Below are 23,188 nucleotides of genomic sequence, written 5' to 3' on the forward strand. Positions count from 1 at the left end.
GCTGTCGACGGCTTCGTGGGAAACCGGTGATCAGTACCTCGGGACACCCAGCTGTGCATTGCTGGGGTCGGCAGCCGCTGTCCGCTCAGCGCACGACTTCGCGCAAGTTCCCGTCCAGCCGACGGGTCCAGCCGCGGGAGTCGAGGTGTTCGAGCAGCGGGATCGCGATCCGGCGGGTGGTGCCGAGTGCCTGCCGGGCCTGGCTGGCGGTGAAGGGCTGGTCGAGTGCGGCCAGCACGCGCATCGCCTGCGCCGGTGCACTCGGCAGCAGCACCACGCCCTCAGAGATGCGGATGAGCCGGCCGATCCGTTCGGCAGCCGCGAGCTCCCTGGAACCCAGGTTCAGCCGAGCCAGATCGTCGGCTTCCGGAGCGCTGAAGGGGCTGGCGGCCAGCTGCCGTTCGAGTGCGGCGATGCCCTTCTCCGCCCGGCCCAAATCAGCCCGCTGCTGCAACGGGCGGATGAGCCCGTCGCGCTGCCGGAGCCTGGCGGCTTTGATGACGGCATCGAGCAGCTCTGCGTGCGGCAATTCGAGAGCATGCGCGGCAGCCTGACGGCTGAGGCCTGGTGAGAGCGCATCGGTTTTAAGGTGGGCGGCGAGCAGCTGCCGCAGGCGAGACGCCCAGGTGCGCACCGCGTCGGCGGTGGCCAGCCAGTCGCCGATCGCAACGACGCCTGCCGGCAGCTGGGCCCCAGCAAGCTCACCGATGTCGAATCCGAAGCGCCGCAGCGTCTCCACGCGCACCGCCTGCCGGCGGGCGACCTCCGCAGCCACCGACCCGCCAGCCGGCAGTTCGGCCAACGCCTCGGCACGCCTGCGCCCGGCCCCGCGGCGGGCCAGGGCCGGCGGGTCGAGGTCGAGGACCTGCACGCCGGCAACCACCATCTTCGCCCCGGAGTCGCGCAGCACCATTCGATCACCGAGCTCTAGGGGCAGCGGCCGGCTGAGCTGCAGCCGCGCATGATCGGCATCGAAGGGCCGCAGCCTGGCCCCGATCGCAGCAGTGCCGATGTGGACGGTGATGTGCTCGCTGCCCTCATCGAGCGCCCCGCCTGAAGCCCATCGGACATCGACGGTGTCGGTGATCCACCAGTCGGCGGAGATGAGCGCGTCCCCGCGGTGCACTTCGGCTGCCGGGATGCCGCGCAGGTTCAGCGCCGCCCGGCTCACCGGTTCGAGCACCTCTGACTGCTGACCGCGGGACTGCAGCCCGCGGACGGTGACCTCGCGCAGCCCGCCGGTCTCCTGCCCGATGAACTGCAGCCGCTCACCTGCCCGCACCGTGCCGCCGGCGAGCGTGCCGGTGACGACGGTGCCCGACCCTGCGATCGTGAACGCCCGGTCGACCCACAGGCGCAGCCGGGTGTGAGGGTCCGGCTCCGGCAGCCCGGCAAGCACTCCGTCAAGAGCCCCGCGCACCTCGTCGAGTCCCTCACCGGTGACGCCGGAGCAGGCGACGATCGGTGCAGCGGCCAATCCGGTGCCGCGCAGTTCGGCACGCGCCCGGGCCGTCACCTCGGGCACGGCGTCCGGGGCACGATCACGGCGGGTGATGACGATCAGACCTGCCGTGATGCCGAGGGCTGCAATCGCGTCGCGGTGCTCGCTCGACTGTGCCTGCCAGCCTTCATCGGCGGCGATGACGAAGCAGACGACGGGGACGGGTCCGAGGCCGGCGAGCATATTGCCGACGTAGCGTTCGTGGCCGGGCACGTCGACGAAGGCGACCTGGCGGCCAGACGGCAGGGCCGTCCACGCGAAGCCGAGGTCGATGGTCAGCCCTCGTTCGCGCTCTTCAGCCCACCGGTCGGGTTCGATTCCGGTCAGTGCCCGCACGAGCGTCGATTTGCCGTGGTCGACGTGCCCGGCGGTGGCGATGACAAAGCTGCTCATCTGCCGTTCCCGAGGCGATGGCCGGCAGCAGTGATGGCGTCCGCGAGTGCCGGGTCCTGGTCTGCGGGGATGCAGCGCAGGTCGATGAGGCAGCTGCCGTCATGCACGCGCGGCAGGACTGCCGTCTCGCCGGTGCGCAACGCCGCAGCGAAGCTTTCGGGCAGGGCGAGCGCCCAGCCCGGCAGCGGCACGCCGGTGCCGCCACCGCCTCCCACTCGGCCGTCATGTGCCACGACGGTGCCGCCGACCTGCTCAGCGAGCGTTTCGGTGCGGCGGCGAAGCTCAGCGGGGTCAGCGTGCAGCATCGCATGAACCGGGCTGGTGCTGGCACGCAGCGTTGCTTCGATGGCGGCGAGCGTGAGCTTATCGGCACGCACCGCGCGGGCCAGCGGATGGCGGGCGAGCCGCGCGATGGTCTCGCCGGTGCCGAGGATGAGGCCGGCCTGCGGGCCGCCGAGGAGTTTGTCGCCGGATGCGATGACGGCATCGGCTCCGGCGGCCAGAGCCGCGTCGATGCTCGGCTCATCGGGCAGGACGCTGTCGGCCTCCAGCAGCCCGGAGCCGACGTCGACGATGAGCGGCACCGCATACTCCCGGCACAGCGCGGCCAGCTCACCGGTGCCCACACTGGCGGTGAAGCCGGTGAGGGCGAAGTTCGAAGGATGGACCTTGAGCACGCAGCCGGCACCGGCGGCCAGGGCCTGAGCGTAGTCCTCCACATGGGTGCGGTTGGTCGTGCCGACTTCGCGCAGCTGCGTGCCGGCGGAGGTGATGAGGTCGGAGAGCCGGAATCCGGCGCCGATCTCGATGAACTCTCCGCGGCTGATGACGATCCCGCTGTGGCTGCAGTGATGATGGCCGTCGGCGACCGCTGCTGGCCCCCCGCCCAGGGCTGTGGCGGCCAGCAGCAGAGCGGCTGCGCCGTTGTTGACGATGAGCCCGTCTCCGGCGTGCGGGCAGCGCTCCAGCAGCGCCGCCCGAGCGGCGGCCCCGCGACGAGAGCGGGCGCCGGAGGGCAGATCGAGTTCGACGTCGACGTATCCTGCGGCATCGGCCAGAGCCTGCCGGGCGGGTTCGCTCAAGGGTGCGCGGCCGAGGTTGGTGTGGATGATGACGCCGGTGGCGTTGAGCACCGGGGTCAGAGAGGAGGCCCGCTGGGAGCCAGCGGCCTCGAGCACGGCATCAACCACCTCGGCGGCGGGGATCTCCCCGCGGCGGGCACGGTCCTGGGCGGCGCGCACGAGCCCGAGCACAACGCTGCGGCCGAGCGATCGGCTGGCGGCGATCAGCTGCGGATGCTCCATCAGCCGGTCGGTGCGCGGGATGGCGCGGCGCGGGTCCTCCACGATCCTCCTTGATTCTCCAGCCTGTGGCGGAGGCGGACGGGAATCGAACCCGCCAGACCGAGATGCTCGGTCTCACCGGTTTTGAAGACCGGGGGGCCCACCAGGACCCGGACGCCTCCGCGCTCCAACCTACCACCGCCTATACTTGCGTCCATGGCAGAGATGGTTGCACACACGTCCTCACCTCGACTGACATCGCTGGCCGCCGGCGGCGGCTGTGCGTGCAAGATCCCGCCCGGCGAGCTCGAAGATGCACTCGCAGCGCTGACCGGCCAGACCGGCCCTGATGTGCTCGTCGGCCTCGACGACGGCGATGATGCCGCGGCCGTGCAGGTCCGCGGGGATCTGGCGGTGCTCTCAACAGCTGATTTCTTCACCCCGGTCGTCGACTCCGCCTACGACTGGGGGCGGATCGCCGCGGCGAATGCGCTCTCGGACATCTACGCGATGGGCGGGGTGCCTGTCGTGGCGATCAACCTCATCGGCTGGCCGCGCGAGGTGCTGCCGATGGAGCTCATGAGCGAGGTGCTCGCCGGCGGGGTCGCGGTCGCCGGGGAGGTCGGCTGCCCGGTCATCGGCGGGCATTCGATCACCGCACCCGAACCGATCTACGGAATGGCCGTCACCGGGACCGCAGAACCGTCCCGGCTGCTGCGCAATGACGCCGCCGAGGCGGGGCTGCCGATCACGTTGACGAAACCGCTGGGCGTGGGAGTGCTGAACAATCGGCACAAGGCCACCGGCGAGGTGTTCGATGAGGCGATCGAGACGATGACGACACTCAATGCCGCCGCCTCGGCTGCCGCGCTCGAGGCCGGGGTCACTGCCGCGACCGATGTCACCGGGTTCGGGCTGCTCGGGCATCTGCACAAGATGTGCCGGGCTTCCGGCATCGGGGCGGAGATCAACATGTCCGCCGTGCCGGTGCTCGATGCTGCTGCGCGCAGTCTGGCCGAGGGGTTTGTGCCCGGTGGGACGAGGCGCAATCTCGACTGGGTGCGCTCGGAGCTCGACGGCTCCCCTGCTGCCGACGGTTCCCGTTCGGTCGGCACACTCGAGGTGGGTGCCGGGGTGAGCGAGGAGGACGTGCTCATGCTCGCCGATGCGCAGACCTCCGGTGGGCTGCTCGTCGTCGGTGAGCTGCCCGGCCACCCGGTCATCGGCGTCACCCGCGCCGAGCCTGGCATCAGCATCCGGCGGTAGTGCGCACAGCCTGAGTGCCGCTGGAGCCCGAGCGCATCAGAGGTGTCGGCGATAGGTTGGACAGGTGAGCGAATCAGACACCCGTACCAGCCGATCCGCCAGTACCCGCAGCGCGCAGGAGATCCTCGAAGGGGTCTTCGGCTTTGACGCCTTCCGTGGGGATCAGGCCGAGATCGTCGAGCATGTCAGCGCCGGCGGCGATGCGGTCGTGCTCATGCCCACCGGTGGTGGGAAGTCGCTGTGCTACCAGGTGCCGGCTCTTGTGCGCGACGGCACCGGGGTGGTGATCTCACCGCTCATCGCGCTCATGGAGGATCAGGTCGCAGCGCTGCGCGCCAACGGCGTCCAGGCGGCCTTTCTCAACTCGACGCTGAGCTGGGAGGATGTCCAGCAGGTCGAGGCGGCGCTGCTCGCCGGTGAACTCGACCTGCTCTATCTGGCACCTGAGCGTCTCGTCCAGGAGCGCACGCTGGCCGTGCTGGAGCGCGCGCGCATCTCGCTGTTCGCCATCGATGAGGCGCACTGCGTCTCTCAGTGGGGCCACGATTTCCGCACCGACTATCTGGGCTTGGCGGTGCTGGCAGACCGGTTCCCCGGGGTTCCGCGCATCGCGCTGACGGCCACCGCGACGCAGGCCACGCACGCTGAGCTGACCGAGCGCCTCAAATTCGACGGTGCCCGGCATTTCGTTGCGAGCTTCGACCGGCCCAACATCCAGTACCGCATCGAACCGAAATCCCGGGCGCGTCAACAGCTGCTGCAGTTTCTGCGCACCGAGCATGCCGGGGATGCCGGGATCGTCTACTGCCTCTCCCGCCGCGGCGTCGAGCAGACAGCGGAGTTCCTGCGCGGCGAGGGCTTGGCCGCACTGCCCTATCATGCGGGTCTGAGCGAGGTGGAGCGGGCGGAGAATCAGCGCCGGTTCCTCCGCGAGGAGGGCATCATCATGGTCGCCACGATCGCCTTCGGGATGGGGATCGACAAACCCGATGTGCGCTTCGTCGCCCATCTCGACCTGCCGAAGTCTGTGGAGGGCTACTACCAGGAGACGGGACGGGCCGGTCGTGACGGGCTGCCGTCGACGGCGTGGATGGCCTATGGTCTCGGCGATGTCGTGCAGCTGGGCAGGATGATCGACCAGTCGGAGGGTTCGGCGGCGCACCGCCGGCGCCAGCGCGAGCACCTTGAGGCGATGCTCGCCTTATGTGAGACGGTCGAATGCCGCAGGGTGCAGATTCTGCGCTACTTCGGCCAAGACGCGGGGCCCTGCGGCAACTGTGATACGTGTCTGCAGCCGCCCCGCACCTGGGATGCGACAGTGCCGGTGCAGAAGCTCATGTCAGCGGTGATCCGCCTCGACCGCCAGCGCGGGGAGCGCTTTGGGGCCGGTCAGATCATCGATGTGCTGCGCGGACGGGTCAGTGACCGTTCGTCTGCTTCACGGCATGAGGAGCTGACCGTGTGGGGCATAGGCGCCGAACTCTCCCCGTCGGTCTGGCGTTCGATCGTCCGCCAGCTGCTGGCCCGCGGGCTGCTGCAGGCCATCGGCGAATACGGGGTGCTTGTCGTCCCCGAGCAGGCCGGACCGGTGCTGCGCGGGGAGGAGTCTGTGCTGTTGCGCGAGGATGTGCAGGGTCCCGGCGGCCGGACTCCTCGGTCGGGCGACGGCGCATCTGGTGGGCCCGGTCGTAGCCGGCACAGCCGAAGCGCTGCAGCAGAGCTGACCCGTGCTGATGCCGAGCTGTTCGAAACCCTGCGCTCCTGGCGCACCCGGGAAGCGTCGAGCCAGGGGGTGCCGCCCTATGTGGTGTTCTCCGATGCGACCCTGGTGGGAATCGTACGCGCCCGGCCCACCGACTCAGCCGCCCTCAGCGAGGTCAGCGGCGTGGGTGCGACGAAACTCGACCGCTACGGTGACGCCGTCCTCCGGATCGTCGCCGAGGCGGCAGCTGATTGAGCTGCCCGGTCTGCCAGGTGCCGTCAGCACAGCCCCCGGGTGCCGGCGGCTCCGAAGGTGACGATGGCAACCGCGCCTTCCAGCTGCCCCACGGATCGGCAGCCGGTTCACCCGGCCGTCGTGATCGAGTCGTCGGTGATGCCGGCCGCCTGCCGGGCAGCGAGCCGGTCCCTCTGCGGTTCGATGACGTGCTTGGGGTCCTTCGTCGACTCCAGACCGGCTTCCAGGACGCCGAACCGGGTCAAAGCGGAGGCGGCCAGCAGCGCAGTTCCCGAGGCGGCGGCGACGAGCCGGTTGCCGGCGAACAGCGTGCCGATGCCGCCGGCGATCGCCAGGCGCTCAGCCCATGTGAGCTTGGCACCCGGCTTGCCGGTCTCCAGCGGCTCTGCTTCGGCCGGGTGCATGTGGTCCTTCATGACGTGCATGGCGACGACATCGCCGACCACGCCGAGGGCCGCGAGCGCCCGTGCTGGGGCGGTCTGAGCAGCGGGGGTCGTCACCATCGCAGCGCCGCCGGCAGCAAGACTGGCCGAGGAGACGAACACATACGGCAGGTGCTTGCGGGCTCCATGCCAGGTCGGCACGGCGGTGTCGGAGAGCAGCACGGCGGTGTAGGCGGCCAGGGGTGCCGCGAGCACCGCGGCTGCCAGCCCGGACGGCCCTTCAACTCCCCGCAGCACCGGACGCAGCGGGCCCAGCGGCAGCTTCTCACCGGTGAGGCGGTCGATCTCAGAGGCTGCGGCGACTCCCATCGGCGTGGAGAAGCCGGCGAGGATCCAGGAGCCGAGGCTCATCGGGGAGGTGACTTTGACGGTGCGCATCATGTTGAGGAACCGTTCGGGCCGGCCGAGGTCCATGATGAGGGCGACCGCGCCAGCGCTGACAGCTCCGAGGGCCGTCAGCCGCGTATTGCGGCGCAGCAGCTCCCGGCCGGTCAGCTGCGCGCCGAGAGCCAGCAGCCCGGAACCGCCGGCGAGCCCGCCGAGGAACAGGTAGGTCGAGATCTCATGCCCCCACGGCGGGGCCTTGACGATGGGCCGGCCGTAATACGAGGTGAACTGCGCCTCGGCGACCATCGGCATCTCCCGCGAGCCATCCGCCCCACCGCCTCGACGGCGGCCACCGGGACCAGCACCTGGCGGGCGATCACGTCTCTGGGTGCGGCCGTCGCTGCGGGAGCGGCGGAACAGGTCACGCTTGCGCCTCCGCGGCGGCTCAGGCGGGCGGTAGGAGTCGAATTCGCTGGTTGTCACGCGCTCTGCCTCACTTCCGGCCGCCGAGGAATGCGAACGCGGTCGCCGCGATCATCCCGGCGGCGGCGATGCCGGCGGTGGCGAACATCTGCGGCAGGTCCTTCGTCGCCACGCGCGGGTCCGGCGGCAGGCCGTAGACCTCGGGTTCGTCAAGCAGCAGGAACACCGAGCCGGTGCCGCCGACGCCGTCGTTGGGGTTGGCGCCGTAGAGGCGGGCTTCGGTCATGCCCTGCGCGTGGAGGTCGCGGACGCGCTGTTCGGCAGTGGCGACCATGTCGGCGCGGTCGCCGAATTTGATCGAGGTCGTCGGGCAGGTCTTCGCGCACGCTGGCTGGTCGCCGGCGACGAGGCGGTCGTAGCACAGGGTGCATTTGTTCGCCGTGCCCGGGTGCGGCACGTCCTGTTCGATCGGCGTGCCGGCGGCGGGGCTTTCGCGTTCGGTCGGGGGGTTGATGGTGCCGTCGTCGCGGCGTTCGATGACGCCGAACGGGCAGCCGGCCACACATGTGCCGCAGCCGTTGCACACATCTGCCTGGACGACGACGGTGCCGAACTCGGTGCGGAACAGCGCGCCGGTCGGGCACACGTCGAGGCAGCCGGCGTGCGTGCAGTGCTTGCACACGTCTGAGGCCATGAGCCACCGGAACTCCGGGGTGTCCGGCGGGGTGAGGTCAGTGTCCCCGATCGTCTCAGCGGCGGCGAGCGCATCGACCTGCCGACCGCCGGCCGGCCCACTGGCAGCCGGCCCACCGGGGGTGGGGGTGTCGTTGCCACGGGTGCGCACGGTCGGCATGCCGAGGTTGACGAGCCTGCGGCCGGATTCGCGGGCGGCGGCGATCTGTTCGGCGTCCTGTTCGATGAAGGCGACGTGGCGCCACGTGTTCGCCCCGAGCCCGCCGGTGTTGTCGTAGGAGGAGCCAAGGAGTTCGAGGTTGCCGTCAGCGGGGTTGCGGTTCCATTCCTTGCATGCGACTTCGCAGGCCTTGCAGCCGATGCAGATCGAGGTGTCGGTGAAGAAGCCCTTGCGTTCGTGGGTGTGCTCCCACCCGGTGGCGACGGCCGGGTCGGCGGTGTCGCTCGGAGCACTGGTCGCAGCGTTGTGATGCTGCTCGGCCGGTGCCGTCATCGGTGCGCTCATGACGAGCCCTCCTCCTTCTCAGGTTCGTGGAAGCTGTCTGCGGCATCGGCGCCGCCTCCGTCTTCATGGGTGTAGACACCCTGCTGGGCTTCCGGCGGAGTATCCCACGGGTCCCCGGGCCGGTCGTCCTGGTGTGCCTTGTCGGTCACGCGGCCTGCGGCGTCGATGAGGCCGGCGCGGCGCCGGTAGTCGTCGACGAGCTCTTCAAGCTCGGGGCCGCGTGGGCGCCGGCCGGGGATGATGTCACAGGCACCAGTCTTCGAATCCTGGATGAGGACGTTGGGGTCGAGTGTGATGCCGAGCAGATCGTTGACGGCGTCGCCGACGATGTGCGCCTGGGCGCCGACACCCCAGTGATACGGCAGCCCGATCTGGTGGACAGTGCGCTGGCTTCCGGCTGCTGCACTGCCGACGCTTATCGGAGTCACTCGCTCGGTGACGAGCAGCCGGACTTCGATCGCAGCGCGCGGGGAGATGATCGTCGCCCAGCCATAGGGTTCAAGCCCGCGTTCGGCAGCCAGTTCCGGGGACACCTCGGCGAACAGCTCGGGCTGCAGCTCTGAGAGATAGGGCAGCCACCGGCTCATACCGCCGGCGGTGTGGTGTTCGGTGAGCCGATAGGTGGTGAAGATGACGGGGTAGACGCCTGCGCCTGCCTGCCCCGGCAGCGGAGCCATGAGGTTGTCCCTGCGGTCGAACATCACTTGGGCCGGGCTGTGCTGCTGGGCGTAGAGCGGATTGGGCACCGGGGATTCCTGCGCCTCGTAATGGGTTGGTAACGGCCCGTCGACGACTCCGGTCGGCGCGTAGAGCCAGCCCTTGCCGTCGGGCTGCATGACGAAGGCGTCAGCGCCGGTCAGTGCCCCCGGCCCGCCCTGAGCCCGTTCGGGTACGGCATCAGGCGCCCGGTCGGCTGGGAAGTCGGGGACATCCTGGCCCGTCCAGCGACCGGTCTCCTCATCCCACCACACGAGCTTCTTGCGTTCACTCCACGGCTTGCCCTGCGCATCGGCAGAAGCGCGGTTGTACAGGATCCGCCGGTTGGCCGGCCACGCCCACGCCCAGTCGGCGGCGATCTCGTCCTGTGCACTGCCGGGCACACGCTTGTTGGCGTGGTTGATGCCATCAGCGTAGATGCCGGTGTAGATCCAGCAGCCACCGGCGGTCGAACCGTCGGCCTGCATCTCCAGGTAGGAGCTCAGCGGCGTACCTGCCTCCGGGCCCGAGGTATGGAAGCCGTTGATCTCGGCGAGGACCGCCTCGGCAGACGGGTCGCCGTGCTCATCGACCGGGTAGTCCCAGGTCAGGTCGAGCAGCGGCCGGTCGCGCGGGTCAGTGGAGTCGGCGAGTTTCTCGCGCAGCCGGCAGCCGAGTTCGTAGAAGAACTGCAGTTCGCTCTGCGCGTCCCCGGGCGGGTGGACGGCCTGTTCGCGCCACTGCACGAGCCGCTGCGTCTGGGTGAAGGTTCCGGACTTCTCGGTGTGGTTGGCAGCCGGGAGGAAGAACACCTCGGTGTCGATGTCCTCGGTCTTGAGCTCACCGGAGGCGATCTCCGGCCCGTCCTTCCACCAGGTCGCCGATTCGATGAGCTGGAAGTCGCGCACGACGAGCCATTTGAGGTGCGACATGCCCAGCCGCTGCATGCGGCCGTTGGCTGAGCCGACGGCCGGGTTCTGGCCGAGGATGAAGTAGCCGTCGACCTCATCTTTCAGCATGCTCATGACGGTCTGGTAGGTGCCGTGGGCGCCGGTGAGGCGGGGCAGGTAGTCGTAGGCGAAGTCGTTGTCCGCCGTCGCGGCTTCACCCCACCAGGCCTTGAGCAGGCTGATCATGTAGGTATCAGCGTTGGCCCAGTAGCTCTTCTGCTCCTTCGAGCCGATCGCCGCCAGGTAGTCCTCAAGGGTGTCGTGGGTGCCGGCTTTGGGCATCGGCAGGTAGCCGGGCAGCAGGTTGAACAGGGTCGGGATGTCGGTCGAGCCCTGGATGGAGGCGTGCCCGCGCAGCGCCATGATGCCTGAGCCTGGCCGGCCGACGTTGCCGAGCAGCAGCTGCAGCGCAGCGGCGGTGCGGATGTACTGCGCGCCCTGGGAGTGCTGGGTCCAGCCGACGGCGTAGGCGAAGCAGGTGGTGCGCTCTCGTCCGGAGTTCTGCGTGATGGCATCGGCGAGGTAAGCGAAGTCCTCTGCTGAGATGCCGCAGACCTCTTCGACCATTTCCGGGGTGTAGCGGGAGTAGTGGCGTTTGAGCACCTGGAAGACGCATCGCGGGTCCTGCAGGGTCGGGTCCTGTTCGGCCGGTTGGCTCGGCGGCACGCCACGGCGTGACCTGTCGACATCGGCATATGCCCAGGTCTGGGTGTCGTACGTGCCGGTGTCCGGGTCGTAGCCGGAGAACAGTCCGTCGAGGTCCTCGGTGTCGGCGAAGTCGTCGCCGAGGATGGTGGAGGCGTTGGTGAACGTCCGGACGTATTCGTCGAAGTACAGGTCGTTTTCCAGCACATGCCGAATGAGCCCGCCGAGCAGCACGATGTCAGAGCCGACCCGGATCGGGACATGCTTGTCTGCGACTGCCGTGGTGCGTGTGAAACGAGGGTCGACATGGATGACCTTCGCGCCGCGGGCCTTGGCCTCAGTGACCCACTGGAACCCGACGGGATGGCACTCGGCCATGTTCGAACCCTGGATGACGATGCAGTCGGCATTGGCCATGTCCTGCAGGGACTGGGTCGCGCCGCCGCGTCCGAACGAAGCTCCCAGACCGGGAACTGTGGCGGAGTGTCATATGCGGGCCTGGTTCTCGATCTGGATCGCCCCGGCTGCGGTGAACAGCTTCTTGATGAGGTAGTTCTCCTCATTGTCCAGAGTCGCCCCGCCCAGGGAGGCCACACCCATGGTGCGCCGCAGGTGCCGGCCTTCGGAGTCTTTGTCCTGCCAGTGGTTGCGGCGGGCTTCGAGGAACCTCTCGGCGATCATGTCGAGGGCGGTGTCGAGATCGAGTGTTGTCCACTCCTTGGCCTTCGGGGCCCGGTAGAGGACTTCGGTGATGCGCCCGGAGGCGTTGACGAGCTGTTCGCTGGCCGATCCCTTGGGACACAGGCGGCCACGGGAGATCGGTGAGTCCGGATCGCCTTCGATCTGGATGACCTTGTTGTCTTTGGCGTAGATGAGCTGGCCGCAGCCCACCGCGCAGTAGGGGCATACGCTGCGCGCGACGGTATCGGCGTCTTCAGTGCGCGGACGCATGTCCTTCGTCTGCTGGGATGTCACAGCTGGACCGCGCCCGGTGGTGTCACCGGAGCGGAACTGCCGGAACACCGGCCAGTCGAGGAAGCTGATGCGCGCCATGGCTTAAGACTACCATCGCCGTGCTGCCGCCGACAGCCTCACGCAGCTGCATCGTCTGAGGTCATGACGACGATTCAGTGTCTCGACGCGCCTATTGAGCGCAGCTGCCGGGTGGGGTTGAATGAGCAGCATGAGTGACACGATCACTGTCGTCGGTGCGATCTTCTCCCGCGGGGAGCAGATACTGGCCTGTCGGCGCGCGCCGCACAAGGCTGCGGCTGGCAAGTGGGAGTTTCCCGGCGGCAAGGTCGAAGACGGTGAGACGCCGGCAGCTGCACTCGCCCGTGAACTGCGCGAAGAACTCAACGTCGAAGTCACCGTCGGTGAGCTGCTCGTCCGCGAGACGACCCCCGCCTCGGGCGCGGCCCACAGCATCGGCCCGGCGATCGACTTGGCCTGCTATTGGGTGACCGCCGCCGAGGTGCCGGTCGCCAGCGCTGATCATGACGCGCTTGTGTGGGTACGTCGCGAGGAGCTCGACAGCCTTGACTGGGCGGCCCCTGATCTTCCGGCGGTTGCGCTGCTGCGCGGAGGTGCGAGCGCAGGTGCGCACCGATGACGGTCGGAGATCCCCAATCTGGCACCGGTGCCGGATCGCCGGGTGGCCTCGTCATCGGTCTGCACGAGCGGGTGCTCGAACGCCGGCTGCAGGAGCTCATCGATAACCGGGCTGATGCCAGCGCGGACATCAAAACTGTCGACGCCGCCGATGCTCCCCATGTGCTCAGCCGGCATGTCGCCGGACACCTGGCGCATGCGCTCGCCGCTGTCGAGGAGGGTGACCGGGTCGATCTCGTCAACCGGATCCTGGGGCTGCTGCCGGAGAACCCAGATGTCGTCCTCGACGGCCCGCAGCAGCTGCTGTCCCTCTACCCGAGTCAAGCGCAGCCTCCGGCTCGGCCGACGACGCCGCTGTCGGATGTCGCACTGCTGACGAACTCACCGCGCGACCCGCAGCTGGGCACCGAGCTCAAGCGGGAGCTCGCGAGCGCGGACCGGGTGGACCTGCTGTGCGCATTCGTCAAATGGAGTGGGATACGCCTGCTGGAACGGGAGCTGGCCGAACTGCGCGACCGCGGTGTGCCGCTGCGGATCCTCACGACCACCTACATCGGGGCGACCGACCGGAAGGCCCTCGACCAACTCGCGACCGACTACGGTGCTGAAATCCGGGTGAACTACGAGACACGCTCGACCCGGCTGCATGCCAAGGCGTGGCTGTTCTACCGTGACACCGGATACGACACCGGTTACGTCGGCAGCTCGAATCTCAGCCGTGCTGCCCTCGTCGACGGTCTTGAGTGGAATGTGCGGATCTCGCAGCCAGCGACTCCGAGTCTCATCGAGAAGTTCACTGCGACCTTCGACAGCTACTGGAACGCTCCCGAGTTCGCACCATACGACCCGGGACTCGATGCTGCGCGTCTCGATGCGGCGCTGCAGGAGGCCCGCGGTGGACCGTCTGCAGCGGCGAGCACCGCCTCGGGCCAGGCGATCGATACGACGCTGCTCGACGTGCGTCCGTATCCGCACCAGCAGATCATGCTCGACGACCTCGCCGCCGAACGCGAGGAGCATGATCGGCACCGCAATCTGCTCGTCGCGGCCACCGGAACCGGCAAGACGGTCATCGCCGCCCTCGACTTCGCGCGGCTCGCCCGCCAAACGCGTCGCAGCGGCCAGGGTGGTCTTCCGCGGCTTCTGTTCGTCGCTCATCGGGCCGAGATCCTCGAGCAGGCGCAGCGCACCTACCGCGATGTGCTCAAGGACGGCAGCTTCGGTGAACTGTTCGTCGATGGACACCGCCCGACGAGCGGTGCGCACGTCTTCGCCTCGGTGCAGTCACTCAGCCGGGTCGAGCAGCTGCAGCAGTGGGCCCGCGATCACTTCGATGTCATCGTCATCGACGAGTTCCACCATGCTGATGCCGAAACATACCGGCGTATCCTCGCCTGGTTTGAACCGGGCGAGCTGCTCGGGCTGACTGCGACACCTGAACGTGCTGATGGGGTCGATGTTGCCGATGAGTTCTTCGCTGGGCGTGCTGCGAGTGAACTGCGTCTGTGGGATGCCCTCGAAGCGGACCTGCTCGTGCCCTTCCACTACTTCGGAATCTCAGACAACACCGATCTGCGCTCCATCACCTTTCGGCGCGGGCGCTACGACACCGATGAGCTGACACGGCTCTACACCGGCAACGACGCCCGCACCCGCATCATCGTGAGAGCGCTGACTGACACCGTCGTCGATGTCGCAGCCATTCGGGCGCTGGGGTTCTGCGTGTCCATCGATCACGCGGAGTACATGGCGCGGAAGTTCACCGAGGTCGGCATCACCTCACATGCGATCACGAGTGAGACTGGGAGTGCGGAGCGCGCGGACCTGCTGCGGCGGTTCAGAGCCGGTGAGATCCGCTGTCTGTTCACCGTCGACATCTTCAACGAAGGCGTCGACATCCCGGAAGTCGACACGGTGCTCATGCTGCGCCCGACCCAGTCGGCGACGATCTTCCTCCAACAGCTGGGCCGTGGTCTGAGGCGAGCTCCTGACAAAGCCGTGCTGACTGTGCTGGACTTCGTCGGGCATCAGAGTACGGAGTTCCGCTTCGACATCAAGCTGCGCACACTAACGGGCGCATCGCGTCGGCGGCTGCAGCGCGATGTCGAACAGGGCTTCCCGTTCCTGCCGGCCGGTTCGCAGATCGTGCTCGACCGCACCTCCGAGGAGGAGATTCTCAAGAGCCTGAAGTCGACACTGAATCTCTCGACCCGCGATCTCATCAGCGACATCCGATCGCATCAGCCGGCTGGGGTCTCGACTGCTGAGTACAGTCTTGCGACGTATCTAAACGAAGCCGATCGGGGTCTGGCGGACATCTACGGCGGTTCGAGTTCCCGCACCTTCAACGGGCAAAAGCGGGCGCGCTCGTGGTCAGCGCTCAAGGACTGGGCTTTTCCAGATGCCGGGTTGTCGCTGAGTGACGACGAGATCGAACTGATTGGCCGGATGCGGGCCTTCACGCATATCGATGACGGCGCACGGCTCGAACACTACCGCGAGCTACTACGTGGAGATCTCCCCTCCGATCGTGTTCTGGCTGCGGACCCGTATGCCGCGATGCTCTTCTATCAGCTGCGCCCCACGGCACCGGCCAGCGAGATCGCCGAGACGATCAGAGGCCTGCGCAGGATGCCGGCGATCACCGGCGAGCTGCTGGGTCTGCTGGAGATCTGCGAGGAGAACGCGCGCACCAGGCCGCAGCGGTTAGCCGGGCTGGAGAACACTCCCCTGCGCAGCCACGCCCGCTACACACGTGAAGAGCTGCTCGCCGGGTTCGGTCTCGGCACCACGCAGCAGGGCATCGCGCCGGGCAACATGCGCGAGGGCGTCAAATGGATTCCGGCCGCGCAGACCGATGTGCTGCTCGTGACGCTGAAGAAATCGGAAAGCGACTACTCTCCAACGACTCTTTACCGCGACTACGCGATCTCGGAGACCCTCTTCCACTGGGAATCGCAGAACGCAACAAGCCCCGAGAGTCCCACTGGGCAGCGTTACATCCATCATCGCCAGCAGGGCTCGCATGTCGTGCTCTTCGTCCGCGTAGCCAAAGAAGGAGACCTCGGCACGGAGCCCTACACCTGTCTGGGCACCGTTGACTACGTACAGCACTCCGGGTCGCGGCCCATGCAGATCGAGTGGAAGCTCGACCGGGCGATGCCGGCCGAGATGCTCGTCGCTGCCCGGGCGGTGGCGTGATCAACTACCACCTCAGCAGATCCGTACCGGTGCACCACTGGCCCGCTCCTGTGCCTTCGTCGACAGTGCAGGATCGATGATGAGGTCGTTGCGGACTAGATGATAGAACCATTGCAGGATAGATGATGGAAGCGTTGCAGAATAAACGATAGAATCGTTGCAGAATAGATGATCGAGCCATGTGGACGTCGTCAACCGTGGCGCGATGGGTTCGGCAAGGCGGTCGTTCGAAGCAGGGGAACGACATGTACAAGCAACGGGCCGTTGACCAGATTCTCGCTGAGCTTCTCAAAGGAATGGGAGCGGTCCTCATCGAAGGTCCACGCGGCTGCGGGAAGACGTCGACGGGTCTCCACCATTCGCGAAGCTCTATCCGACTCGACCACTCACCCGAGCTCATCCAGCTGGCAGAACTCAACCCGACGGCACTGCTTGAAGGAGAAACTCCACGCCTCGTCGACGAATGGCAGCTTGCACCCAGCCTGTGGAATGCAATGCGTCATGAGATCGACGACCGACAACAGCGAGGTCAGTTCATCCTCTCCGGCTCGGCACAGCCCGCTTCCGACGTCACCCGGCATTCAGGGGCTGGCCGATTCGGGCGACTGCGCATGCGGCCGATGGCGCTTGCCGAAAGCGAAGCCTCCTCGTCAGACATCTCCCTCTCAGCGCTCAAGGGTGCGAGTACTGTGTCAGCGCGATCGCCCCTGAGCTACCAGGCGCTGGCAGAACAGGCGGTACGCGGCGGCTGGCCCGGACTGCTTGACGTTCCAGTGCGACAGGCAGTGCTGTTCAATCGCTCGTATTGCGACGACCTGTGTGACTCAGATATCCCTGCCGCCGTCGGCGTTCGCCATGACCCGGCTCGAATGCGAAGGGTGCTGCAGTCGATCGCACGGAATGTCGCTGCCGAGGCGACAGCACAGAGTCTTCGACGAGATGTGTCGGGAGCCGACGCGCCGCTGAACTACGGGACTGTCAACGCCTACCTTGACTCGCTGGAGACCGTGTTCGCGCTGGACAATCTGCCCGCGTGGAGCGTCGATCTCCGATCGAAGTCGCGACTGCGCACAGCACCCAAGCTCCAGCTGGCCGATCCGGCCCTGGCATGTGCCGTACTCGGCGTTGGGGCAGACCGGCTGGCGAAGAGCCCAGAGTACTTCGGTCAGGCTTTTGAGGCGATGGTCATCAGGGATCTCCGAGCACTCGCAAGCGCGGAATCCGGTCAGGTCTACCACTATCGCGATAGCACCGGCCTGGAGATCGACGCCATCATCGAATATCCCGACGACGGCTATTGGGGTGCCTGCGAAGTCAAGCTCGGGCAGTCACAGGTCGAGGCTGCCGAACGCAATCTCATCAAGCTGCGCGATGAGCGCGTCGATCTCGATCGCGCCGGCGAACCGGCATTCCTCGCGGTGGTGACTGGCACGGAATACGCTTACACGCTGCCCAGCGGTGTGCACGTCATCCCGCTCGGCACCCTCGGAATCTGATGGCTCCACACGTCCCGGCAGAGACGCCGATCCTGCAGCTGAACGTCCCCGCGGGGACGTCACCGGCCGAGCAGATCGAGTGCCGCCGAGGCGATCGAGGCGGTGTCGATGCCGTGGATCGCATAGGCCTCCGAGACCGATGACGCCTGCCCGAACTCGGTGACGCCGAGGTTGCGGGCACGATCCCCGCGCACGCCGGCGAGGAACGACAACGTGTGCGGGTGGCCGTCCATGACGGTGACAAGCGGAGCAGGGTGCTCAGCGGGAAAGAGCACGTCGACGATGCTCGTCGCCCCCATCCCGGCCTGCGCTCCGCCGAGCCCGCCGCGGGCCTGCAAAGAGCGGAACACGAGGCTCGGGCTCGTGATGCACACGACGCCGGCTCGGATTCCCCGTTCAGCAAGGTACTCAGCAGCCTGGCACACCTCGGTCATGATCGCACCGGCACCCACGAGGGTGATGTCATCCTCGGCAGCCGGGTGGGTGCTGAGGCGGTAGCCACCAGAGATGACCTGCTGGCGGCGGCGCTCACGCTCGATCTCATCATCAGGCACCCGGGCGAGTCCCTGGTCGACCGGGCGGGTCGAGAGCCGGAAGTACGCCGAGTGTCCATCAGGCCGGCCGATGTGGCGCATCGCCTCGAGCAGCGTCCATTCGAAGTCCTGCGCAAACGCCGGCTCCCAGCTCGTCAGCCCCGGGATCTCCAGCGTCACCGACGGGGTGTTGAACGACTGATGCGCCCCGCCCTCGGGAGCCAACGTCACACCGGACGGCGTGCCGATCATGATCGACTGCCCACCGGCGTACAGGCCGAAGGTCCACGGCTCAAGCGCCCGATTGATGAACGGATCGTAGATCGTGGCGACCGGAATGAGCGGCTGACCCCAGCGCGAGAACGTCGAGCCGAGCTCTCCTGCCAACGAGACGAGATTGACCTCGGCGATGCCGAGTTCGATGTGCTGGCCGCTGGAGGCCTCCTGCCAGCGCAGCACCCGCTCGCGGTCGTCAGCGAACCAATCCTGCCGGCCGGCGATCGACCATACGCCGGTCTTGTTGATCCAGCCGCCGAGGTTCGTCGACGTCGCAACGTCAGGGCTGAGGGTCACAACCCTTTCGGCGAGCTCGGGTTGGGCACGCTTGAGATCGGACAGCACGCGGCCGAGTGTCGCCTGGGTCGAGGTGATGGCCTTGTGGGCGTACCCCAGCTCGGCGGGCACGTCGCCGACCTGGTGGACCGGTGCGGGTGGGCGGGTGAGCCGCTGTGCTGTCGAGCGGCATACCTCGGCGGCGGACGATTCCGGGGCGAAGCGCGCCCACGGGTCCTCCAGCGAGGTGCCCGAGAGCTCAGCGAGCTCGCGCATCTGGCTTTCGGTCAGCTGGGCTGCGTGGTTGTTCGGATGTCCCTCGGTGGCCAGGCCGCGGCCCTTGATCGTATAGGCGAAGATGACGGTCGGGCGGGTGTTATCGATCTGCCGGAACGTGTCGATGAGCGCAGGGATGTCGTGTCCGGCGAGGTCGCGGATGACCTCGGCGAGCGCACGCGGGCTCAATGAGGCGATGACGTCACGCAGCACTGCCGCCTCGTCTGAATCGAGGCCGGCGAGCATGCGTTCGTGCAGCTCGTCGGGGTGGCTGCGCAGCAGCCGCTGATACTCCTCGTTGGGCATGCCCTCCATCCGCTGAGCGAAAGCCTCTCCGCCCGAGGCGGCGAAGAGCTTCTGGATGCGGGTGCCCCATTTGCAGGTGAGGACCTGCCAGTCGGCGGCGGCGAACATACCCTGCAGCCGCTGGATCTGCACATCGGGGATGACGCGGTCAAGCGACTGCCGGTTGAGGTCGACGATCCACACGACGTTGCCGAGTCCGCGCACCTCCGGGTCGATGATCGCTTCCCACACAGCGCCTTCGTCCATCTCCGCATCGCCGAGCAGGGAGATGAAGCGACCGGCCTCCGGGGTCTCGGGGAAGCGGTCGCGCAGATAACGATGCGACAGGGCCGCCCAGATCGGGGCGGTGGCACCGATGCCCACCGAACCGGTGGAGAAGTCGACGGTGTCCGGATCCTTCGACCGCGACGGATAGGGCTGCAGGCCGCCCTTGGCGCGCAGCGAGGGCAGATAACGTTCGTCGAGGTCGCCGAGCAGGTAGTTGATGGCGTGCAGCACCGGGGAGGCATGCGGTTTGACTGAGACCCGGTCGGCTGCCGTGAGTTCGTGGAACCACAGCGCGGTCATGATGCCGACCATCGAGGCCGACGACGACTGATGCCCGCCGACTTTGACGCCGTCGGGGTTCTCACGGCCCCGGTTGGCCGCGTCGATCATCGCGGTTGAGAGCCACAGCACCCGCTGGGCGATTTCGTCGAGGACGGACGCGCCGGTGGCCGAGGCGGATGCAGAGAGCGGGCGGGAGTTCACGCTCGGCGGGTCGAGCTGAGTGGAGGTCTCGAACTGCTGGCGGTCCTCAGCCTGCTCGTCGACAGGGATGTGCTGGGTGCCTGCGGCCTGGGGGTTGTCGGGGCTGTGCTGCATTGCATCTGTCCTTCGCTCGGCGGCGATGTCTCGTCCACGGTAGAGACTACCCGCCGGGTGGGAGCAGAGCGCATTGGAGTCTGTACCGAGGCGGGTGCGGAGCTCACCCGACTGAACTGGCTGACGATCATCACCGCCTGAAGCCGTCTCATCCACAGTCCGGCAGGTGAACGCATTCTTGCCCGGCGCTGGTGAGAGGCGCTTAATGGACGGACAGAGGTGTGCATCGAGTTCTGCCAGGAGGTGCGTCATGATCGCCATCGCCATCATCATTCTGGGTCTTCCGTGCGTCGGCCTGTATTTCCTCATCGGGCACCTCATCTGCCCGAGCCGTGAGCGGCTGCCGTTTCGGAGCATGGATTCGGCCGCGATCGCCCAGACCATCACCCGCGGCTGGAACGCGCTGCCGGTCGGGCCGGCTTCCTCGGTCGGCTTCACGCCGGTGCTGCCGCAGCGCTGAGATCCGCCCGAAGCGCTCACTGGCTGCCGCCGGCGCGCACGATCCCCCGCCTCGGGCCCGGGGCCGACGCTAGGATTGCCGCATGACCCTGGGCATCGTGGCAGCGACCCTCGCTGCGGTCTTCCTCGGCGCTACCCTGCAGCGGCTGTCGGGAACCGGCGTCGGCCTCGTCGTCGCTCCAGTGCTGGCGCTGCTCATGGGCCCGGCGCTAGGGGTGTTCATGGCGAATGCGACGACGATGCTCTCAGGCACCATCATCATGCTTGCCGTCCTCAAGGACGTCGACTGGCGCCGCTACCTCATCTTCCTGCCTGCCGGGATCCTCGGCGCGATCCCGGCCGCCCTGCTCGTCCGCGAGCTCTCCGCGGCGTGGCTCAACATCGTCATCGGTCTCGTCGTGCTCGCTGCCCTCGCCCTGACCTTCGGGACCCCGCGCGTTCGGCACATCCGCTCCCGCTGGCTCACCGCTGCCGGTGGAGCAGCCGGCGCCTTCCTCAACACCTCGGCAGGTGTCGCGGCACCGGCCATGGTCATCTATGCGAAATTCGCACGCTGGCCGCAGCGCTCGTTCGCCGCGACGATGCAGCCGACGTTCGCGACCTTCGGGGCGCTGTCGGTCGGCTCGAAGCTGGCAGTCGGGGCGATGACGATCGCCCAGCTGCCGCCGTGGTGGATCTTCCCGGTGATCTTCGCAGCCGTCGGCCTGGGCATCATCGCTGGCGGGAGGCTCGCCAGGCTCGTGACCGCCGAGGCTGCTCGCAGGCTGGCGATCACGCTCGCTGGCGCCGGGGCCGTCGTCGCGCTTGTGCGCGGGCTCGTCATGCTTGCCGGCTGAGCCACCGCAGTCGAGGCGGTCGGAACCGCGCCGAGGAAACCGTGCCGGTTAGTGGAAGCATCCGCCGGTGCGTGGAAGCATCCGTGCCGGTGCGTGAATGCCGCAGGCGGGCAGACGCTGCCTCGTCTGCCCGCCTGGTGCGTGATGTCAGCTGAGCGCAGCTCAGATCTTCCGGTCGGGGTCGTCAAGCGCGTCGACGTCGACTCCGCGCTTGCGCTGGGCGCTGCGGAAGCCCGAGCGCACGCGCTTGCGGTGCTCGCGGGCCTTGTGGCGGCGGGTCTTCTCCCGCTCGACCTGCTCAGGGGTGGGCTCGTGGTCGCGCAGACCGACCTGCAGGTCGGCGGGCACCTCGCTCATCGTGCCGACGGCGACCTTCGTCTTGTGCCGGATGATCTCCATCCGCACGATCTTCGACAGGAAGTACAGACCCAGCAGGTTCGGCACTGCCATGAGGAACAGGGTGGCATCGGAGAAGGCGACGACGCTGTCGAGCGAGACAGCCGAGCCGACGACCACGGCGGCGACCCACACGAACTGGAAGATCTTCTCAGCCACAACCGAGTTCTTCGTCAGGTATCCCAGCGCCTTCTGGCCGTAGTAGGCATAGGAGAGCACCGTCGAGAAGCCGAAGAGCACCACGGCAACGGTCAGCAGGTACGGGAACCAGGCGGAGACGGTCGCGAACGCCTGGCTCGTCAGGGCCACGCCGGCGCCGGTCGAGCCGTCGCCGGCATCAGCCTGGTACAGGCCGGTGGTGATGATCGCCAGGGCGGTGAGCGTACAGATGATGACGGAGTCGACCAGCGGCTCCCACATCGCGGTGAAGCCCTCGGTGGCCGGCTCATCGGTCTTGACTGCCGCGTGGGCCATACCGGCGGTGCCCACACCGCCGACGTTGGAGAACAGCGCACGCTGGATGCCGACGATCGCCACACCGACGATTCCGCCGGCCACACCCTCCCCGGTGAAGGCGCCTTCGATCATGAGCCAGAAGGCGTGCGGGACGGCGGTGACGTTCATCGCGAGGATGACGAGCACACATGCGGTGTAGAGAATCGCCATCGCCGGGGTGATCGCCGAGGTCCATTCGGCGATCTTCTTGATGCCGCCGATGATGACGAAGCCGGCGAGCAGCGCCATAACGAGGCCGATGAGCCACAGTTTGTCGGCCAGGAAGCTCGAGTCACCGCCGGTGGAGTCGACGATGATCGCTGCGACCTGATTGGCCTGGAACAGGTTGCCGGCGCCGAACACACCGATGAGGGTGGTGAGGGCGTAGAACACGGCGAGGAACTTGCCCAGCCGCGGCCAGCCGACCTCGGCCAGACCCTCACGCAGGTAGTACATCGGCCCGCCGGAGGTCTTGCCGTCGCCGGTGATCTGGCGGTACTTCACACCCAGGGTCGCCTCGGCCATCTTCATCGACATGGCCAGCAGACCGAAGATGATGATCCACAGTGCCGCACCCGGGCCGCCGATCGTGATCGCGACAGCGACACCGGCGATGTTGCCCAGGCCCACGGTGCCGGAGAGCTCGGTGGCCAGCGCCTGGAAGGACGAAACCTCACCGGGGTCGGTCTTGCGGGTGAACTTGCCGCGGATGACGCGCAGTGAGTGCTTCAAACCGGTGATCGGCTGGAAGCGCAGGAAGACGGTAAGGAAGATCGCTCCGACCATGAGCCAGACGACGATGAGCGGCAGACCGACTCCGAAAAGCGGGATCTCGAAGAAGACGATGAATGACAGCCATTCGGCGAATGGGGCGAAGAGACCGTCGATGAACTGGTCAACGGAGGAGCCGGACTGGTCAGCCGCTCCGGCGAGAACGGCAGGTGGAGCAATCATATTCATGTTGTCGGGCGCGTGGTAGACGTACGGCCAAAGGGTCGGTTCGGCTGCGGCGCCAGTGTGCAGAGTAGCAACTCAGGCATTGCCAATCCAATGCTCAGGCTGGAAACGACGCCTATTCGTG

At 67.5% G+C, this 23,188-nt stretch carries 14 protein-coding genes and 1 tRNA gene; 7 read left to right on the plus strand and 8 right to left on the minus strand.

The genetic code is table 11. The features are described from left to right. Positions 1 to 85: 85 nt before the first annotated feature. The 3 genes from selB to M3B11_RS05260 all read right to left on the minus strand — a co-directional run bounded on the left by selB (position 86) and on the right by M3B11_RS05260 (position 3,359). Positions 86 to 1,894, minus strand: a complete 1,809-nt coding sequence (gene selB, locus M3B11_RS05250; RefSeq protein WP_259875688.1) for a selenocysteine-specific translation elongation factor — start codon at positions 1,892 to 1,894, stop codon at positions 86 to 88. Further along, positions 1,891 to 3,243 (minus strand): L-seryl-tRNA(Sec) selenium transferase, encoded by a 1,353-nt coding sequence (gene selA / locus M3B11_RS05255; protein WP_259875715.1) that lies wholly within the window; start codon positions 3,241 to 3,243, stop codon positions 1,891 to 1,893. The genes selB and selA overlap by 4 nt, the downstream gene beginning before the upstream one ends. Positions 3,244 to 3,264: 21 nt before the next feature. Next, positions 3,265 to 3,359 (minus strand) — tRNA-Sec (locus M3B11_RS05260). Positions 3,360 to 3,402: 43 nt separating this feature from the next. Here M3B11_RS05260 and selD point away from each other — a divergent pair. Together selD and recQ are read left to right on the plus strand one after the other, a co-directional pair. Beyond that, complete coding sequence (gene selD, locus M3B11_RS05265; protein ID WP_259875716.1) at positions 3,403 to 4,443, plus strand: selenide, water dikinase SelD; 1,041 nt, start codon at positions 3,403 to 3,405, stop codon at positions 4,441 to 4,443. A 64-nt stretch (positions 4,444 to 4,507) separates the two neighbouring features. Further along, on the plus strand, positions 4,508 to 6,400 hold the full coding sequence (recQ, locus tag M3B11_RS05270; protein WP_259875689.1) for a DNA helicase RecQ: 1,893 nt from the start codon (positions 4,508 to 4,510) through the stop codon (positions 6,398 to 6,400). A 107-nt stretch (positions 6,401 to 6,507) separates the two neighbouring features. Here recQ and nrfD read toward each other — a convergent pair whose 3' ends face one another. Genes nrfD through fdnG form a run of 3 tightly spaced genes read right to left on the minus strand, consistent with a single transcriptional unit; the run spans position 6,508 to position 12,135 of the window. Next, positions 6,508 to 7,653, minus strand: coding sequence for an NrfD/PsrC family molybdoenzyme membrane anchor subunit (gene nrfD / locus M3B11_RS05275; RefSeq protein WP_259875691.1), 1,146 nt, complete (start codon positions 7,651 to 7,653; stop codon positions 6,508 to 6,510). Positions 7,654 to 7,663: 10 nt separating this feature from the next. Then, on the minus strand, positions 7,664 to 8,791 hold the full coding sequence (locus tag M3B11_RS05280; protein WP_259875692.1) for a 4Fe-4S dicluster domain-containing protein: 1,128 nt from the start codon (positions 8,789 to 8,791) through the stop codon (positions 7,664 to 7,666). Then, the gene (gene fdnG, locus M3B11_RS05285; protein ID WP_259875693.1) at positions 8,788 to 12,135 is read right to left on the minus strand and encodes a formate dehydrogenase-N subunit alpha; all 3,348 of its coding nucleotides are present in this window, start codon (positions 12,133 to 12,135) and stop codon (positions 8,788 to 8,790) included. Before fdnG ends, M3B11_RS05280 begins: the two co-directional genes overlap by 4 nt. 130 nt (positions 12,136 to 12,265) lie before the next feature. Between fdnG and M3B11_RS05290 the strand changes: the two genes are divergently transcribed. From M3B11_RS05290 to M3B11_RS05300, 3 genes are all read left to right on the plus strand, one after another. Continuing rightward, a complete protein-coding gene (locus tag M3B11_RS05290; protein ID WP_259875694.1) occupies positions 12,266 to 12,694 on the plus strand; it encodes a (deoxy)nucleoside triphosphate pyrophosphohydrolase in 429 nt (142 codons plus the stop codon). Continuing rightward, positions 12,691 to 15,894, plus strand: coding sequence for a DUF3427 domain-containing protein (locus M3B11_RS05295; protein WP_259875695.1), 3,204 nt, complete (start codon positions 12,691 to 12,693; stop codon positions 15,892 to 15,894). Before M3B11_RS05290 ends, M3B11_RS05295 begins: the two co-directional genes overlap by 4 nt. A 296-nt stretch (positions 15,895 to 16,190) precedes the next feature. After that, the gene (locus M3B11_RS05300; protein WP_396121537.1) at positions 16,191 to 17,390 is read left to right on the plus strand and encodes an ATP-binding protein; all 1,200 of its coding nucleotides are present in this window, start codon (positions 16,191 to 16,193) and stop codon (positions 17,388 to 17,390) included. A gap of 59 nt (positions 17,391 to 17,449) precedes the next feature. On the opposite strand, the gene M3B11_RS05305 is transcribed toward M3B11_RS05300, so the two are convergent. Beyond that, on the minus strand, positions 17,450 to 19,921 hold the full coding sequence (locus tag M3B11_RS05305) for a transketolase-like TK C-terminal-containing protein (RefSeq protein WP_259875696.1): 2,472 nt from the start codon (positions 19,919 to 19,921) through the stop codon (positions 17,450 to 17,452). A gap of 250 nt (positions 19,922 to 20,171) precedes the next feature. Between M3B11_RS05305 and M3B11_RS05310 the strand changes: the two genes are divergently transcribed. Beyond that, positions 20,172 to 20,381, plus strand: coding sequence for a hypothetical protein (locus tag M3B11_RS05310; RefSeq protein WP_259875697.1), 210 nt, complete (start codon positions 20,172 to 20,174; stop codon positions 20,379 to 20,381). A gap of 82 nt (positions 20,382 to 20,463) precedes the next feature. Next, on the plus strand, positions 20,464 to 21,216 hold the full coding sequence (locus tag M3B11_RS05315) for a sulfite exporter TauE/SafE family protein (RefSeq protein WP_259875698.1): 753 nt from the start codon (positions 20,464 to 20,466) through the stop codon (positions 21,214 to 21,216). A gap of 162 nt (positions 21,217 to 21,378) precedes the next feature. On the opposite strand, the gene M3B11_RS05320 is transcribed toward M3B11_RS05315, so the two are convergent. Beyond that, a complete protein-coding gene (locus M3B11_RS05320) occupies positions 21,379 to 23,061 on the minus strand; it encodes a sodium:alanine symporter family protein (protein ID WP_259875699.1) in 1,683 nt (560 codons plus the stop codon). Positions 23,062 to 23,188: the final 127 nt, after the last annotated feature.

The organism is Brevibacterium sp. p3-SID960 (genome assembly GCF_025144725.1).
In the GTDB taxonomy this organism is placed as follows: Bacteria; Actinomycetota; Actinomycetes; order Actinomycetales; family Brevibacteriaceae; genus Brevibacterium.